Below are 16,775 nucleotides of genomic sequence, written 5' to 3' on the forward strand. Positions count from 1 at the left end.
GTGCGGCCTCGGCTCAGCCCTTGCGGGCCTTGGCCTCGGCCACCAGGGTGTCAACCACACCGGGGTCGGCCAGGGTTGAGGTGTCGCCCAGCGCGGCATATTCACCCTCGGCGATCTTGCGCAGGATGCGGCGCATGATCTTGCCGGACCGGGTTTTCGGCAGGCCCGGCGCAATGTGCAGCACGTCGGGCTGGGCAATGGGACCGATCTCGTTCCGCACCCATTGCTTGAGCTCTTTTTCGAGCGCTTCGGAGCCTTCCTCGCCGGCGTTGAGATTGACGTAGGCATAGATGCCCTGCCCCTTGACGTCGTGGGGGTAGCCGACCACCGCCGCCTCGGCGACCTTGGCGTGGGCGACCAGTGCCGATTCAACCTCGGCGGTGCCCATGCGGTGGCCCGAAACGTTGATCACGTCATCGACGCGACCGGTGATCCAGTAATAGCCGTCGGCATCGCGACGCGCGCCGTCGCCGGTGAAATAGGTGCCCGGATAGGTCGAAAAGTAGGTCTCGATGAACCGTTTGTGATCACCATAAACGGTGCGCATCTGCCCCGGCCACGAGTCGAGAATCACCAGATTGCCATCGGCCGCGCCTTCAAGCGGCTTGCCTTCGGCGTCCACCAGCGCGGGTTTGATACCGAATAAGGGCCGCGTCGCCGAGCCGGGTTTCAGGTCGGTGGCACCCGGCAGCGGCGAGATGAGAATGCCGCCGGTTTCGGTCTGCCACCAGGTGTCAACAATCGGGCAGCGTTCGTCGCCCACCACCTTGTAGTACCACGACCAGGCTTCGGGATTGATCGGCTCACCGACGCTGCCCAGCACCCGCAGGCTCGACCGTGAGGTCTTCTTGACCGGGCCTTCGCCTTCGCGCATCAGGGCGCGGATGGCGGTCGGCGCGGTGTAGAAAATGTTGACCTGATGCTTGTCGCAAACCTGCCAGAAGCGGCTCACGTCGGGGTAGTTGGGCACGCCTTCGAACATCAGCGTGGTGGCGCCGTTGGCCAGCGGCCCGTAAACAATGTAGCTGTGGCCGGTGACCCAGCCGACGTCGGCGGTACACCAGTACACCTCGCCATCGCGGTAATCGAAGACGTATTCGTGGGTCAGGCTCGCATAGAGCAGATAGCCGCCCGTGGTGTGCAGCACGCCCTTGGGTTTGCCGGTGGAGCCCGAGGTGTAAAGGATGAACAGCGGGTCTTCGGCGTTCATCTCTTCAGCCGGGCAGTCGCTGGAGGCCTCGGCGGTGATGGCCTCATACCAAACGTCGCGACCTTCGGTCCACGCCACATCGGCGCCGGTTCGCTTGACCACCACCACTTTCTTGACGCTGGCCGCGCCGGGCTTTTCCAGCGCCTTGTCGACATTGACCTTGAGTGGCACGACCTTGCCGCCGCGCAAACCTTCGTCAGCGGTGATGACGTACTTCGATTCGCAGCCTTCGATGCGCCCCGCCAGCGCATCCGGCGAGAAGCCGCCAAAGACGATGGAGTGCACCGCGCCGATGCGCGCGCAGGCCAGCATCGCCACCGCCGCTTCGGGAATCATCGGCATGTACAGGGTGACGACATCACCCTTGACCACGCCCTGCGCCTTCAGCGCGTTGGCCAGCTTGCCGACCATGCCGTGCAGTTGCCGATAGGTGATGCGCGCATCCTCGGCAGGGTTGTCACCTTCCCAGATGATGGCGACCTGATCACCCCGGCTGGCGAGGTGGCGATCCAGACAGTTGGCCGCCACGTTGAGCGTGCCGTCATGGAACCAGCGGATGTGCAGGTCTTCGGCGGCGTAACTGACATCTTTCACCTGGCTATAGGGCTTGATCCAATCGAGTCGCTTGCCCTGCTCGGCCCAGAAGGCTTCGGGGTTGTCAATGGAGGCTTGGTACAGCGCCTGATAACCGGCGTCGTCAATTTTTGCGCCCTGCAACCAGGCGGGTTTGACCGGGTAAACCGATTCGCTCATGCGGATTCTCCTGTTCGTTTCATAAGACGTTTGCGCACGTTTATACGTTGAAGCCGGTGCCGGTGCCATCCGACCTTGGTCGTCTTCGGATATCGACCAATGGCTAATGGCGGCTTTGTGACAGGGGGCGCACTGTCGACGCTGTTATTGCACCAAGGAGGAGTCACCCATGATTAAAAAACACGCAATCGCAGTTGGGGCGGCCGCATTCATGGCCCTCGCCGCATCCCCGGCGCAGGCCTTCAAAACCACGATTGGCAACACCGAGGTCACGCTCGGGGGCTTCGTCAAGCTCGACTTCATTTATTCGCAGAATGATCCCGGCTCGAATGCAGACCTGGGCCGTGATTTCTATGTACCGGGTCTGATCCCGGTGGGTAACGCTCAAAGCAGCAGCCGTTTCGACGCCCACGCCAAGGAAACCCGACTGATCTTCGCCACCAACACCGACTTCAACGGCTACAAGGTGGGCAGTTACATCGAGGCCGACTTCATCGTCAATCAGGGCACCCCTGGCGCCGACGAGCGCATCACCAACGCCTACAACCCCGGCCTGCGGCGCGCCTTCGTGACCTTCGGCGGCTTCCTGGCCGGGCAGGACTGGTCCACCTTTCAAAACCTGGTGGCGCTGCCCGAAACGCTGGACTTCGTCGCCTGGCCGTCAGATGGCACGCCCTTCATGCGCCAGGCCTTGCTGCGTTACACCACCGGCGGGCTCGACCTTTCACTGGAAAACCCGCAAACCACGGTTACCGACGGCATGGGGGCGCGCATCTCAGAAGATGAAAACACCCTGCCCGATCTTCATGCCCGTTACCGATTCTCGGTGGGCAGCGCCCAAATGTCGGTTGCCGCATTGGCCCGCCAGCTGAAAACCGATGGCAATGGCGCTGAAACCGGCTATGCGGTGAGCGTCGCCGGGAAGATTCCGCTGGGTAAAAACGACATTCGTTTCACCATCAGCCAGGGTGACGGCGCGGGTCGTTACCTTGCCCTCAACACCGTCAACGACGCGCAGATTGCGGCCAACGGTGACCTTGAAGCCATCGAGGTCATCAATGGCTTCATCGCCTACCGTCAGGTCTGGACTGAAAAATGGCGCAGCACCCTGGCACTGTCGGCCTTCAGCGCTGACCACGACACCGCCCTCACCGGCACCGGCGTCACCAAGTCGGTACAGAGCGCATCCGTGAACCTCCTGTATTCACCGGTGCCGCCGCTGACCGTGGGGGGCGAACTGCGCTACGCGGAACGTGAAGTCGAAAACGGCGACGAAGGTGATCTGACGCGCTTTCAGTTCTCGGTGAAATACAGCTTCTGACGCCGGCATGGCCGGAAACCTCCCCCGCTCCGGCGGGGTTTTTTTTGGGCGGCACGCCAGCCAGGGACGAACCTCACAATTATTTAATGATAATGATTCTTATTATTGATAGAGTTTGGCTTTCGCCCCCTTCAGGAGACAGATCGCCATGGCCACATTCGGACTCAAGACTCGCGACATGTTGCGACGGCGCTACGGTTTGATGCTGCCCGCTGCTGACGGCGGTAGACGGACCGAGACGTCGAGTGCGGCACCTGCACGCGACTCATCGGCCCGGCCGCGCGCACCCGGCGCCGCAACGGCCGACGACACGCGCCGTGGTCGCTGACATTTGCGCAAGCCTGCAGATGGTGTGCGCCACGCTGTTGTGGAGCCTCACCCGCTGGCGGCATGACGACGGCGACATCCTGTTCGACTGCGCCGGGGCCTGCGTTCTGGCCAATGCCGCAGCATTAATGCTGTGGCTCTCGGGCAGCCATCCGCAATGGGCCCTGCAGATATGGGGCCTGCATGCGGCCGGCGCCGCAGTCATCCACGGCGCGGCGGCCTTGGCCCAACGGCGATCCGCTGCGGTGGTCGGTGGTGATCTCTGGTGGTCACCGGCCACTTATCTGATTGCGGCCTTGGTGACCGGTTGGATGGCAGGTCCGCCGGTCTGAGCCTCCGCCATGACCGGTCAAGCGGCAACCGGCATTTGATCTCACCTCGGCGGTCGATCCGGACTTAGAGCCGGCAGCCGCGCGCTCAAGAGGGGTAGCCTGAAGGCTCAGCTTTGAGCGGGAGCAATTGCCCATGAAGCCGATCCGCCTACTGTGGGGCATGGCGTTGGGGTGGTCATCAGTTCCAGCAACCGCCGACATTTGGACCGAGCCCAACCCGGTGCGACGCGAAGCGCTGGTTGAGGGTCGCCGCTTCGACTACAACACTGAGTCGTTCTTGCACCGCCTCAGCTTCGGCCAGTTGTCACGGACGCCTTACTCCGATGAGGACGGTCTCAGCGGCACGGTGGGCAGCACGCGCAGCGACGAGTTCTACGTCGACATGTTTCTGCACAAGCGCCTGGTTTCGGACGACGGACGCCACGTTGCGTTCATTCGTATGCAGCGCAGCGAGGATTTCGACGGTCGCTTTGACCGGCAGATTGTCGGCTACGGGCACCATCTGGGGGACTGGCGACTGGCCATTGCCGGGGACGTGCGCGGCGACAAGGCCGAAATCGACGTGCAATACGAACTGCAGTGGCAACCCGACCCGCAGTCACGGGTCAGGCTGGCGCTGATTCAACCCGACGCGTTCTTCAACGACAAGGAGGGTGCCGACGGCGAATATACGAAAAGCCCGAACAGTTTTTTCGCGCACGCCCGGTTTGGCGACCCTGAGGGCTGGGCGCTGGAAAGCGCCCTGACCTACTCGCCGCCGTCGCAGTTCAATGACCAGGTTCTGGGCGTCGAGGCCCGGGGCGACCAAGTCCGCGCGATGCTGCAGGTGGACATGCCGGTTGTCGCCGGGCTGCGCCCGACGGCGCGGGTTGAAGTGGACAACGCCAATCGCGAGTTCGCCTTTTCAGACCGTGTGGCCCCCGAGGCAGACACCTTTCAGCGGCGGATGCAAAGCCTGCGTCTGATGTTCGAGCACCGTCAGGCGCGGCTGCGCCCGGTTTGCGGCGTCCATCATTTGCGCCTGCGCGAACGGGGCTGGTTTGGCGATGCACGCGGCACGTCGGGGTTGGAGTCGCGTGACGAACTCTTGGGATTCGCCGGCATTCGCCAGCGGCTCAGCGAGCGCTGGACCGTCGAGCCCACCGTGTATGCCGGTCGCGCCCGGGCGATCCAGGACCAGATGCTGGCCGTGGGTGACGGCGATGTTCCACAGCGGGATGACAACGACCTCCACGGCAAACTGGCGCTGCCGTTCCGCTATGTGCTGGATGAGGCGCGCGGCGGCGTGTTGACGCTTAACCCCACGCTGCGCCTGCACCGCGCCGCGTTCGGTGGCGGCAACGTGCAGGTTCACTGGCCGTTCTGACCCGAGGGCGGTTCACGAAAAAGGCCCGCCGGATCGCCGGCGGGCCCAGGGTTCACCAACCGCACGCGTCAGTCTTAATGATCGACAGCGCCGACTGCCCCGCGGGGAATGCGGACGTCCTCAACCAGTTGCTGAATGTGTGCCGGCGGTGGTGGCGTCATCCGTGACACCGTGAACGCCACCGCGAAGTTGATGAGGGCGCCGATGGTGCCAAAACTCTGCGGCTGGATGCCGAACAGCCAGCCCTCGGCACTGTCGACCAGCATCGCGGTGCCCGGGAAGAAGAACCAGCCCTTGTACAAGAAGATGTACAGCAGGGTTGTGCCCAGACCGGCGAGCATGCCGGCGATGGCGCCTTCCTTGTTCATCCGCGTGCTGAAGATGCCCATCACCAGCACCGGGAACAGCGACGACGCCGCGAGCCCGAAGGCCAGCGCGACAACCTGCGCCGCAAAGCCCGGTGGATTCAAGCCCAGGTAGCCGGCGACCAGAATGGCCACGCCCATGCTGATGCGGCCCGCCAGCAGCTCCTTCTTGTCGGTCATGTCCTTGAACATGATGCTTTTCATCAAGTCATGGGAGATGGCCGACGAGATGGCCAACAACAACCCGGCAGCCGTGGACAACGCCGCCGCCAGACCACCGGCTGCGACCAAGGCAATCACCCAGCCCGGCAGCCCGGCAATCTCGGGATTGGCCAGCACCATGATGTCGTTGTCGAGCTTGACGACTTCGTTGCCCGCCCAGCCGAATTCCTCGGCCTGCGCGGCAAACTCGGGATTTTTCTCGTTGTAGTACTGAATGCGACCGTCGTCGTTCTTGTCCTCGAACGCCAACAGGCCGGTGGTTTCCCAGGTGCGCATCCACTCGGGACGTTCTTCGAGCACGAGGTTGCCTTCGGCCGCGCCCACCTCACCCGGCTGAATGGTCTTGATCAGGTTGAACGCCGCCATCGCACCCACCGCCGGGGCCGTGGTGTACAAAATGGCGATGAACACCAGTGCCCAACCGGCCGATTTGCGCGCGTCACGCACTTTCGGCACGGTAAAGAAGCGGATGATCACGTGCGGCAAACCGGCGGTGCCAATCATCAGCGACATGGTCAACAGCATCATGTTGGTGGTGTCGATGGTGCCGTTGGTGGTGAATGCGGTGAAGCCGATGTCGACCAGAATCTGGTCAAGCTTGGCGAGCATGTACACGCCCTCGCCGTTCACCGTGCTGCCCAGCCCCAGTTGCGGCAACACCACGCCGGTGAGCTGCAACGAGATGAACACCGCCGGCACCGTGTAGGCGAAGATCAGCACCACGTATTGCGCGATCTGCGTATAGGTGATGCCCTTCATGCCGCCGAGCACGGCGTAGGTGAACACCACGCCCATGCCGATGTAGAGACCGGTGGAAATGTCGACTTCGAGAAAGCGCGAGAACGCGATCCCGGCGCCGCGCATCTGACCGATCACGTAGGTCAGCGACATCACCAACAGGCACAGCACCGCGACCACGCGCGCCGTCTGCGAGTAAAACCGGTCGCCGATGAACTCGGGCACGGTGAACTTGCCGAACTTGCGCAGATAAGGTGCGAGCAGCAGGGCCATGAGCACGTAACCGCCGGTCCAGCCCATCAGATAAACCGAGCCGCTGTAGCCGAGGAAGGCGATCAGGCCGGCCATGGAGATGAACGACGCCGCGCTCATCCAGTCGGCGGCAGTGGCCATGCCGTTGAGCACCGGGTTGACCCCCTTGCTCGCCACGTAGTACTCGCTGGTCGTGCCGGCACGGGCCCACAGCGCAATGCCGATGTAGAGCGCGAAGGTGCCGAACACCATGATGTAAATCCAGGTTTGGGTGTCCATGGCGGCTCAGTCCTCGTGCACGTCGAACTTGCGGTCGAGCTGATTCATCTTCGCCATGTAGACGAAGATCAGCACGATGAAGGTGTAAATCGACCCCTGCGTGGCAAACCAGAACCCCAGCGGGTATCCGCCGATCTGGATGTTGTTGAGCACATCGACCAGCAGAATGCCGGCCCCGAACGACACCGCGAACCAGATCACCAGCAGCGTTATCAGCAAACGCAGGTTGGCTTTCCAGTACGCGACGGCTGCGTCACGTTTTTCTTCTGTCATGAGGACTCTCCTTGCAAGCGCACGCCCGAAACTTCCGGGACCGTGGCCAATTTACAAGGGCGCCCTGCAATGCGACACGCGACTTTGGTCGGATGGCATGGCTCGCGGACCCGCGCCACTCGCTCACTTCAACGCAAAAATCCCCGCCGGACGACCCGGCAGGGATTGGACGCTTCCAGACCTCGGACCTCTGACGCGAAACGTCAGCGAACGCTTGCGAATCGTCCGCAGCGCGTGAGCGCCGCGGAAAGATTCGCGCCCTGAGTCTTAGCCCAGCTTCTCTTTGATGCGCGCGGCCTTACCGGCGAGGTTGCGCAGGTAGTACAGCTTGGCGCGGGCCACCAGGCCACGACGCTTGACGATAATCTCGGCAACGTTGGGGCTGTAGGACTGAAACACGCGTTCCACGCCTTCGCCGTTGGAGATTTTGCGCACCGTGAAGGCGGAGTTCATGCCGCGGTTGCGGCGCGCAATCACCAACCCTTCAAACGCCTGAAGACGCTCGCGGTCGCCTTCCTTGACCTTGACCTTGACTTCGACCGTGTCGCCTTCGCGAAAGTCGGGAATGACCTTGGTCATCTGTTCCGCTTCAAGCGCGGCAATAATTTTGTTGCTACCCATGGTTCCTACCTCTTGGCATCAATCGCGTGCTGCGCAATATAGGCGCGCAGCCATTCCTGTTCATCGGGACTCAATGTGAGCCCATCCAACAAATCCGGGCGCCGCTCCCAGGTTCGGGCCAGCGCCTGTTGCCGTCGCCAGCGGCGTATCGCCGCATGGTCACCCGACATCAATACTTCGGGAACCGTCTGCCCCCGCCACTCCGGCGGGCGGGCGTAATGCGGATGATCGAGTACGCCACTGCTGAACGAGTCCTCCATCGCGGAGTTTTCATCGCCCAGCACACCGGGAAGCAATCTTGCGCAGGCATCAATCACCATCATTGCGCCCAGCTCGCCACCCGACAGCACCACATCACCCACCGACAGCTCCACATCAATCTGCCCGTCGGACGCTGATCCCGCTTCCAGACGCGCATCCCACCCTTCATAACGACCACACAACAACGTCATGCCTCCGCCGGCGACGAAGCGCTCGGCCCAAGCCTGGGTAAACCGCTCACCCTGGGGCGTCAATGCCACCACGGGCCCTGCGTTCCCCTCCCGAGACGCGGCAATGGCGCGCGCCAAGGGTTCAGCTTCCATCACCATGCCCGGCCCACCACCGTAAGGCCGACGATCAATCCGTCGCCACGCGTTTTCAGCAAAGTCCCGTGGATTCACCAGCTTCAGCGAGAGCGCTGCCTGCTCCACCGCCACCCTGGGCATTCCAAACTTCGTGACCTGCTCCACCCATTCGGGAAACAGCGTGATCACCGAGACCTGCATCACCACTCGCGGGACCACCGACAGACAATCTGCCGATCTGCCATCGATACCGACACCACAATCGGGCCGACGACGAAGGGGATCAAATGCGTCTTGTCCTCACCGCTGACCGTCAACACATCCTGGGCGCCGTTACTGAACACGTCAGTGACCACCCCCAGCGGTTCCAAGGCCTCGTCCAGCACCTTCAAACCCAGCAAATCCACCCAGTAATACTCGCCTTCAGCCAGCGGCGGCATCTCTGAGCGCAGAACGGAAATCGACTTGCCGATCATCGTCTGCGCAATGGCGCGGTCGGTGATCGGCTCTTCGTCCCGCCCCAGCAACTCCACAACCAGTCCGTTGCCCTGCATCCGGTGGCTGACGACGCGGCTCATGAAGCCCTGTTCGTCACCAATCCACCAGCGCCGGTATTCAAGAATTCGCTCCGCCGGCCGCGTTTGCGGCGTGATGCGCAGCCAACCCTTGATGCCATACACGCCGGACACGTGCCCGAGCGTGATGCGCTCCATGGCTTAGGCCTGAGCTGCCTTGGCGTTGCTCTTGACCAAGAAGGCCACCCGCTCGCTCATCTGCGCGCCGTGGCTCTGCCAATGCGTCACACGCTCGGTGTTGAGGACCAGCGAGGGCTCCTGACCGCGGGCCATCGGGTTGTAGAAGCCCAGACGCTCGATGAAACGACCGTCACGACGGCTGCTCTTTTCAGTGGCAACCACGTGATAGAAGGGGCGCTTCTTGGCGCCAGCACGAGCCAAACGAATCGTAACCATTGATCTTTAATCCAAATAACGCTGGCGGCCGGAGGGCGCCAAAAAAGGCCGCGTATTGTAGCGACTTGGCTGGGAATTGCTACTGCCCACTGCTGCCAATGACGCCTGCACTTGCCGGTATTGCACGATTCGAACAGGCGCTGGGTCAACAGCGGGCAACCAGCCCCGAAAAGTACGCCAAAAAAGGCGTGGCTGGAACTCGCGCAGCGCGCAGCAACACTAGCCACCCACTCTGCGCAACACCCCCCGCGCGCGACTGATCACCGGGGCGTCGACCATCAGGCCGCGAAATTCGAAAGCGCCGCGCCCTTCGGCCTCGGCAAGGGCCGCCGCTGCCAGCAGTTGGCGGGCGGCCTCAACCTCATCGTCCGAGGGTCGAAACCCTTCGTTCATCACCGTGACCTGATCCGGGTGAATGGCATAAGCGCCGACAAAGCCCATCTGTCGCGCCAATTGAATGGTGTCGCGAAAGGCGGGCAGGTCCCGAAACACCGAGATCGAGCCCGGAAAGCCAAACGGCAGAATGCCGGCGCGACGGCAGGCGAACACCAGTTGCTGGTTGGGTGCCATCAGAGTGGCGGTGACCGGCGCCATGCCCGCCGACAGCGAAAAATCCTCCGAGCCAAGAATCATCCCCATCAGGCGCGGCGTGGCCGATGCAATCTCGTCGATGCGCGCCAGGGCATGCACATCTTCGATCTGCGCAATCAGGCGGATCTGGCCCGCCACCAAGCCGCGTTCGGCTTCCCGCGCGGCCACCGCAAGCGCAATGGTCCGCAAGGTTTCGGCGGTGTCGACTTTGGGAATCATCAACGCCGCAACGCCGGCCTGCACGGCAGCATCAAGATCGGCGACCCGATGCGCAACATCGGCATTGATGCGCACCAGCGCCGCAGCCCCGGATTGACGCACCGCCGGCACCGCCGCCGCCAGCTTGGTCCGGGCCACCTGCTTGAGCGCCATCGGCACGCTGTCTTCCAAGTCGAGGATATAAGCGTCTGCGCCCCGACGATGGGCTGCGTTCACGTACTTGTCGACATGACAGGGCACGAACAGCATCGACCGCCAGATCGGCAGGGGCGCAACATCCCTCATGGGTGGTTCGGCCTCGTGCAATTCACAAATAAGGACCCCGCCGGCGCAGCGCCAGCGCTGCGTCGCAGGTCTCAGCCGGCCGACCCGAAGCGACGCGGAATCACCAGCGGCGCCAGTTCGCGCAGCGCCGAACGGTACACATCGCGCTTAAACGCCACCACCTCGCTCAGCGGGTGCCAGTAATCCACCCAGCGCCAGCCGTCGAATTCAGGGTGACCGGCGGCATCAAAACGCACCAGCGACTCATCAGCCACCAGCTGCAGGGCAAACCAGCGTTGCTTCTGACCGATGCACGTGCGGCCGGGGCGGCGACGCACGAACTGGGCCGGCAGCCGATAACGCAGCCAGCGCTGCGTCACGCCGATGACGCGCACATGCTCGGGGTGCAACCCCAATTCCTCGTGCAGCTCGCGGTACATCGCCTGCTCGGCGGATTCGCCCGCGTCGATGCCGCCCTGCGGAAACTGCCACGACTGCTGGCCAACGCGCTTCGCCCACAACAGATGACCTCGGCCATCACAGATAATGATGCCGACATTCGGGCGAAAGCCTTCAGCGTCGATCACGGGCAGGAAAATCAGTTAATTCAATTGCCCCGATTCTTTCACAGCGCGGTCTGACGCGGCAATCCATTCATCTGCCTCAAAGGCCCTCATGCGCCTCGCCATCTTCGATCTTGACCACACCCTGCTCACCGCCGATTCCGATTTTCTCTGGGGCCAGTTTCTGTGCCAGCAGGGGGTGGTTGATGCCGACGCCTACGCCCGACAGAACCTGCGCTTCTATCAGGACTATCAGTCGGGCACCCTGGACATGGCCGCCTTCTGCGCGTTCAGCTTTAAACCCTTGACCGAGCACCCGCGCGCGTGGCTCGAGGCGTGGCGTGCGGCCTTCGTCGCCGACAAGATCGAACCGGTCATCGCCCCCGGCGCCGTGCCGCTGATCAACCAGCACAAGGCCGCTGGCGACTTCACCCTGATCATGACGGCCACCAACCGCTTCATCACCGCGCCCATCGCCGAACGGCTGGGTGTTGACGCGTTGATTGCCACCGATCCGGAAGAGGTGGACGGCCAGTTCACCGGGCGCCTGAGCGGCGTCGCCAATTTTCAGCACGGCAAGGTCATCCGCCTGGCCCAGTGGCGAGAGGACCATCCACAAACCTTCGACCACGTCACTTTTTACAGCGACTCGCGCAACGACCTGCCCCTGCTCGAGGCCGCCGATGTGGCGGTCGCCATCGACCCGGACCCGGTGCTCAAACTCGAAGCCGAGCAACGCGGCTGGCCGATCCGCTCGCTACGCGGCCACTGAAGACGCGATCAGTTGGCTGGCGCTCAGCCTGCGGGCGCATAGTAAGGACCAGTGTCTGCAAACCGAAACGAGGGCCAAGCCATGAAATCCTGCCTGCTGATCTTGCTGGTCGCCGCGACCGTCAGTGCCGCTGGCTGCGCGCGCAACCGGGTGATCGTCGATACGAAAAACACCAACATGGCGCAGTACGAACAGGACTATGCCGAGTGCGAAACCTACGCCGGCCAGGTCTCGACCGGGGGCCAGGCCGCCAAAGGCGCGGGTTTCGGGGCAGCCGTCGGTGCAGCGCTGGGTGCGATCTTCGGCAACAGTAGTGACGTGGCCCGCGGTGCTGGCGCTGGCGGCGTGGTCGGCGGTGCGCGGGGCGCGGCCGGCGGCGAGCGCGAAAAAGACCAAGTGCTGCGCAACTGCCTTCGCGGACGCGGTTACCGGGTGCTCAACTGATCAGCCGGCCTCCTCGCCGGCATCCACCGCCATCCGGTCGCGGCCGGCTGCCTTGGCGCGATACAAAGCGGCATCGGCTTTGACCAGCACGTCGGCGACGTCGGGAAACCGTCGGGAGTCACTCACCCCACCGCTGAAGCTGACGCGAAACAGACCATCGACCCCCTGAAAGTCGAGCACCGAGAACTGCTCACGCAACCGGTCCAGCTTGTCCGCCGCCGCCGCCGCATCGATGTTGTTCATGACCACCAAAAACTCCTCGCCGCCATAGCGGCCGACGATATCGTCCTTGCGAAGGCTGTTCTTCAACAGGCTGGCGAGCGAACGAATGACCTTGTCGCCCACCGCATGGCCGTGGGTGTCGTTGATTCTTTTAAAATGATCAAGGTCAATCATGGCCACCGCGCAAGGCTGCCCGGAGCGCGTTGCACGCGACAGGGCCTGGGCGAGCTGCTCCTTGGCCGAGCCGTGTTTGAGCAGTCCGGTGAGGCTGTCGCGCGCCAGCGCATTGGCCAGCGCCCGCGAGCGCCGCGAACGTGACAGCACCGTGGCCACCAAAATGGCGTCATTGATCGGTTTGATCATGAACTCGTCGCCGCCGCGCACCATGGCGGCGGTCTGCAGCCCCAGGTCTGACTCGGCGGACACATAGATGATCGGCAGCCCGATCCAGCGCTCGTCGAAGCGCACCATCTGCGCCAGCTCCGCACCCGTGCAGCCAGGCATCTGCACATCCAGCAGCAAGAGATCGGGGACCACCGAGTTGAGCGTCTCGTGCAGTTGCTCCGGGTCGGATACCGGGTACACGCCGACGCCGGCGCGCCCCAGCACCAGTTGGTAGCGCGCCAGCAACATCGGGTCGTCGTCAACGGCCACGACCCGGAACGGCTCGCCGCGGTAATCGTCGAAGCAAAGCTCCAGCCGGTTCTCGAGCTGGGGAAGATCAACCGGCTTGCTGAAAAACCCCACCGCGCCCGCCCGAACTGCCCGCAGGCGATGGGCAAAGTCATCGCGCGTGGTGATGACCAGGGTCGGAATCGGCGGGTATCGCTGGTCCTGCAGCGACTCCAGCAGCGCCAATCCATTACCACCAGCCCCGAGGTGCACGTCGACAATCATCGCGTCCGGGCGCCGCTGTGACAGCGATGCTTCCAGCGCTTCGACGCTGGAATGGCCCTCCACGACATAGCCGAAGCTGCGCAGCGCACTGGTCAGGATGCTCAGAATCGACGGGTCATCTTCGAGCACATCGACGCGCCGAACCTCACGATTTCCGACCCCCGGCATGACCGTGGCCGCCTGTGGATCGCGACCGGCACGCAGCCGCGCCAACCCGTGCACGGACTCGACCAGCGCCGCGCGGTCGTCGACGGTCCACGGTCGGTCGTCGCGCTGCCGGCTGCGCAGCAGGTGCTCAATCTGACGGGCACCGTCACTCAGAGACGCTTCGCCGAAGGTGCCCGCCGAGCCGATCAGCTGATGCAAGGCGGGCAGCAACGTGGCGTAAGGCACGTCGATTTGGTGGGCGCCTGGCTCGACCAGGGATGCCACCTGGGCCTGCAACGCCAGCAGGTCGTCCGTCAGCCGCGCCTGATAGGCGAGGTTAAGCGCCGCCAACTCGGCATGTATCTGTGCTGCGGTATCAGGGGTCATGACAGGGTCTCCCAATGCTGACGCACCGTACTGGCCAACGTCATCGGATCAAACGGCTTCTCCAACACCGCCAGCGCGCCCAGGCCCTTGAGATGCGCCCGCTCATCTTCACGGCCTTTGGCGGTCATGAACATGACCGGCAGACCTGCTGTTGCGGCGCCGCTACGCAAACACGTCAACAGCATTGGTCCGTCGACAACCGGCATCATCACGTCCAGCAAGATCAACTGTGGCTGCCATTCCGCAAGAACGGTGAGCGCCTCGTCCGCCGAGGCGGCGCTGCGCACCTCAAAGCCGCCGACGCGCCCCAGCGCCAAGGCCGCGATCCGGCGAATGGCGGGGTCGTCTTCGACATGCAAGATTCGCCGCAGGGTGTTGGCCATGGCCGTCAAACCTCTGCCGGCAGGGTGAACCAGAAGCGCGTGCCAACGCCGTCAACCGAATCAAAACCGATCTCACCGCCCATCAGCTCCACCAGCTCGCGTGCAATGGCCAACCCCAGACCACTGCCGTGGCTTTGGCGACGATCCGAACTGTCCGCCTGGGCAAAACGGTCGAACACCCTGGGCTGAAACAGCAGCGGAATGCCGGCCCCCTGGTCACGGACGCTGATGCGCACGGCCTGATCGAGACGCTCGGCCGAAATCAGCACCTCCGCACCGGCGGGCGAAAACTTGGCGGCATTGGAAATCAGGTTGGCCATGATCTGTTGAAAGCGTTGTGCATCGGCGCGAAACAGGGCATGCGCTGGCGGCTCGAGCCTCAGGGCCACCGAACAGGTGTCGGCATACGCGCGATTGAGGGTCAACGCTTCGTGTAGCGCCACCGACAGCGACAGCCGCTCGGGGCGCACGGCCAGTTTGCCCTGACTGAGCTGATCCAGATCAAGCAGATCGTTGACCAGCAGCGTCAAACGTTGCCCGTTCTGCTCGGCAAGGGCCAGCATCTCGGCCATCTCCTCAGACATTGGCCCCAGCGCGCCGCCGCTGACCAGTCCCAGGACGCCGTTGATGGCGGTCAGCGGCGTGCGCAACTCATGGCTCACGGTACTGACAAAGGCCTTCTGCGTGGCCTCACGCTGCAACCGCTCGGTGACCTCGACGGCCACCCAGAACACGCCCACCACCTGCGTTTCGACGCGATGCGGCACGTAGCGGATCTCCAGCCAGCGTCCCGGTTTGGGGGCAATGACCTGCTCAAGCAGCTCACCGCGCATCGCGGCGGCCTGCGACGGTGCAAGCAGGGCCGCGACGTCGTCGCCCAACAGTTGGGCCTGGGTTTGCCCCAGCGCGGTACCGGGCGCAATGCCCCACCAACGCGCGTATTCACGATTGCAGAACACATGGCGGCCCTGCAAATCAAACTGACTGATCAACACCGGCGCATTGTCGGTGACCGTCTGCAGACGGGCCGCAGCGTCGCGCGCATCCTGCAGGGCCCGCGCCAGTTCCGACACATCGGTCATCACCCACAGGTAGGCCATGTCGGTGTCGACACTGCCTGGGCTGGCAATTCGGGTAACCGTCACCCGGGCTGGAATCAGCCGCCCGTTGCGGTGGCGCAAGCGCCCTTCGAATCGTGTCGACTGCCCCTCCAGCAAGCCCCTGCCGGGCTGTGCGTCCACCGCTTGCTGCTCGACGCCATCGAGGAAGTTGGCCGGCCGGGCAAAATCGACGACTTCATCGGCGACCCAGCCCAGTAGCGCCTCGGCAGAGCGACTGAAGCGGGTGATGCGTCCCTCGAGATCGGTGACCATGATGGCCGTGCCGGTGGTGCTGTCAATCAAGGCGTCGGTCTGCGCACGGGCGACCTGCACTTCGTCATAGACCCGCGCCACATGCGCCTCAATGCCCTTGCGATGGGTAATGTCGACCGCCACGCCGTACCAAGCGTGCGTGCCGTCCGCGTGTTGCTGCGGCGTGGCCTCGGCTCTCAGCCACACCTCGCCGCGTGTCGGGTGCTGATACCGAAACTCGGATGCCCACACCGTGAGCTGCCGCATCGACGCCCGCAATTGCTCGGCGAGCAGCAACTGGTCATCCACGTGGACCCGTTCGGCGAGTGGATTCAATCCACCCAATAACACCCACGGCGGATCGCCCAAGACGTCCAGCGCCCCGGCGCTGACGTACGCCACGGTCAAGTCCTCACCTGCACGTTGTGTCAACTCGAACACCACACCCGGCACATGGCTGGTGAGGTTTTCCAGGCGTCGACGGGTGGACTCGCGTTGCCGCTGTTCAACCAGCAGGTCGGCCTCATGCCGCGACGACAGCCGCAACGTCGCCCGTCCCACCTGCTGCAGCGCGCCCAGAAACAGAATCTGCGCGGCCAGATAGCCACCAAACCACAGGGACCACGACAGCTGGCGCTGCGCCTGGCGGGCGGGCAGCTCGGGACAGCGCGCAACCATGGCCGGAAGGCTGCCCGCAGCCTCGACACACAGGCGATGCTGCGCGTCCCACAATGCATCGCTACGCTGGGTCGACTGATGCGCCAGCCACGCAAATGCGCCCGCGAGGATCAATGAACCGATCCAGGCGACCCCGCGTACCGACTCAATGCTTGGAATTTTCAACCCGACTCCCGATGGCAGGCACCATCTGAACACCATGCACCAGGTTGCAGGGCGGCCCGCCGCATGAGCTGCCACGGTGGCCCGACCAGCGGGGA

Annotated in this window: 18 protein-coding genes; 6 read left to right on the forward strand and 12 right to left on the reverse strand. The window is 63.6% G+C overall.

The annotated features are described in order from the left end of the window. Positions 1–13 precede the first annotated feature (13 nt). Positions 14–1,963 carry an acetate--CoA ligase gene (acs, locus tag U741_RS0116045; RefSeq protein WP_029891460.1) on the reverse strand — a complete coding sequence of 650 codons (1,950 nt, stop codon included), beginning with the start codon at positions 1,961–1,963 and terminating at the stop codon, positions 14–16. A 169-nt stretch (positions 1,964–2,132) separates the two neighbouring features. Between acs and U741_RS0116050 the strand changes: the two genes are divergently transcribed. The 4 genes from U741_RS0116050 (at position 2,133) to U741_RS0116060 (ending at position 5,309) form a co-directional block, all read left to right on the forward strand. Beyond that, positions 2,133–3,284 carry a DcaP family trimeric outer membrane transporter gene (locus U741_RS0116050; RefSeq protein WP_029891461.1) on the forward strand — a complete coding sequence of 384 codons (1,152 nt, stop codon included), beginning with the start codon at positions 2,133–2,135 and terminating at the stop codon, positions 3,282–3,284. A gap of 148 nt (positions 3,285–3,432) precedes the next feature. Beyond that, positions 3,433–3,612 carry a hypothetical protein gene (locus U741_RS19335; RefSeq protein ID WP_152551647.1) on the forward strand — a complete coding sequence of 60 codons (180 nt, stop codon included), beginning with the start codon at positions 3,433–3,435 and terminating at the stop codon, positions 3,610–3,612. Beyond that, a complete protein-coding gene (locus U741_RS0116055) occupies positions 3,602–3,943 on the forward strand; it encodes a hypothetical protein (protein ID WP_152551648.1) in 342 nt (113 codons plus the stop codon). The genes U741_RS19335 and U741_RS0116055 overlap by 11 nt, the downstream gene beginning before the upstream one ends. A gap of 133 nt (positions 3,944–4,076) precedes the next feature. After that, positions 4,077–5,309 (forward strand): hypothetical protein, encoded by a 1,233-nt coding sequence (locus tag U741_RS0116060; RefSeq protein ID WP_029891463.1) that lies wholly within the window; start codon positions 4,077–4,079, stop codon positions 5,307–5,309. A gap of 74 nt (positions 5,310–5,383) precedes the next feature. Here the strand turns inward: U741_RS0116060 and U741_RS0116065 are convergent, their stop codons facing one another. The 8 genes from U741_RS0116065 to rppH form a co-directional block, all read right to left on the reverse strand. After that, positions 5,384–7,165, reverse strand: coding sequence for a sodium:solute symporter family protein (locus U741_RS0116065; protein ID WP_029891464.1), 1,782 nt, complete (start codon positions 7,163–7,165; stop codon positions 5,384–5,386). 6 nt (positions 7,166–7,171) lie between these two features. Then, a complete protein-coding gene (locus U741_RS0116070; RefSeq protein ID WP_029891465.1) occupies positions 7,172–7,438 on the reverse strand; it encodes a DUF4212 domain-containing protein in 267 nt (88 codons plus the stop codon). A gap of 267 nt (positions 7,439–7,705) precedes the next feature. Beyond that, the gene (rplS, locus tag U741_RS0116075) at positions 7,706–8,059 is read right to left on the reverse strand and encodes a 50S ribosomal protein L19 (RefSeq protein WP_029891466.1); all 354 of its coding nucleotides are present in this window, start codon (positions 8,057–8,059) and stop codon (positions 7,706–7,708) included. A gap of 5 nt (positions 8,060–8,064) precedes the next feature. After that, positions 8,065–8,826 (reverse strand): tRNA (guanosine(37)-N1)-methyltransferase TrmD, encoded by a 762-nt coding sequence (trmD, locus tag U741_RS0116080; protein ID WP_029891467.1) that lies wholly within the window; start codon positions 8,824–8,826, stop codon positions 8,065–8,067. Next, complete coding sequence (rimM, locus tag U741_RS0116085; RefSeq protein ID WP_029891468.1) at positions 8,826–9,338, reverse strand: ribosome maturation factor RimM; 513 nt, start codon at positions 9,336–9,338, stop codon at positions 8,826–8,828. The genes trmD and rimM overlap by 1 nt, the downstream gene beginning before the upstream one ends. A gap of 3 nt (positions 9,339–9,341) precedes the next feature. Next, on the reverse strand, positions 9,342–9,596 hold the full coding sequence (gene rpsP, locus U741_RS0116090; protein ID WP_029891469.1) for a 30S ribosomal protein S16: 255 nt from the start codon (positions 9,594–9,596) through the stop codon (positions 9,342–9,344). 219 nt (positions 9,597–9,815) lie between these two features. Beyond that, positions 9,816–10,691, reverse strand: coding sequence for an HpcH/HpaI aldolase/citrate lyase family protein (locus U741_RS0116095; protein ID WP_029891470.1), 876 nt, complete (start codon positions 10,689–10,691; stop codon positions 9,816–9,818). 71 nt (positions 10,692–10,762) lie between these two features. Further along, complete coding sequence (gene rppH / locus U741_RS0116100; protein WP_029891471.1) at positions 10,763–11,257, reverse strand: RNA pyrophosphohydrolase; 495 nt, start codon at positions 11,255–11,257, stop codon at positions 10,763–10,765. Positions 11,258–11,345: 88 nt separating this feature from the next. Between rppH and U741_RS0116105 the strand changes: the two genes are divergently transcribed. Next, on the forward strand, positions 11,346–12,005 hold the full coding sequence (locus U741_RS0116105) for a histidinol-phosphatase (protein WP_029891472.1): 660 nt from the start codon (positions 11,346–11,348) through the stop codon (positions 12,003–12,005). Positions 12,006–12,086: 81 nt separating this feature from the next. Then, a complete protein-coding gene (locus U741_RS0116110; RefSeq protein ID WP_029891473.1) occupies positions 12,087–12,449 on the forward strand; it encodes a hypothetical protein in 363 nt (120 codons plus the stop codon). Here the strand turns inward: U741_RS0116110 and U741_RS0116115 are convergent, their stop codons facing one another. The 3 genes from U741_RS0116115 to U741_RS18740 are packed head-to-tail and all read right to left on the reverse strand — an operon-like array spanning position 12,450 to position 16,680. Further along, complete coding sequence (locus tag U741_RS0116115; protein ID WP_043110315.1) at positions 12,450–14,102, reverse strand: GGDEF domain-containing response regulator; 1,653 nt, start codon at positions 14,100–14,102, stop codon at positions 12,450–12,452. Continuing rightward, positions 14,099–14,485: a response regulator gene (locus U741_RS0116120; RefSeq protein WP_029891475.1), complete on the reverse strand. Its 387-nt coding sequence runs from the start codon at positions 14,483–14,485 to the stop codon at positions 14,099–14,101. Before U741_RS0116120 ends, U741_RS0116115 begins: the two co-directional genes overlap by 4 nt. Before the next feature lie 5 nt (positions 14,486–14,490). Then, positions 14,491–16,680, reverse strand: a complete 2,190-nt coding sequence (locus U741_RS18740; RefSeq protein WP_052378917.1) for a PAS domain-containing sensor histidine kinase — start codon at positions 16,678–16,680, stop codon at positions 14,491–14,493. Between the last annotated feature and the right edge of the window lie 95 nt (positions 16,681–16,775).

The organism is Polycyclovorans algicola TG408 (assembly GCF_000711245.1).
Lineage (GTDB): Bacteria > Pseudomonadota > Gammaproteobacteria > Nevskiales > Nevskiaceae > Polycyclovorans > Polycyclovorans algicola.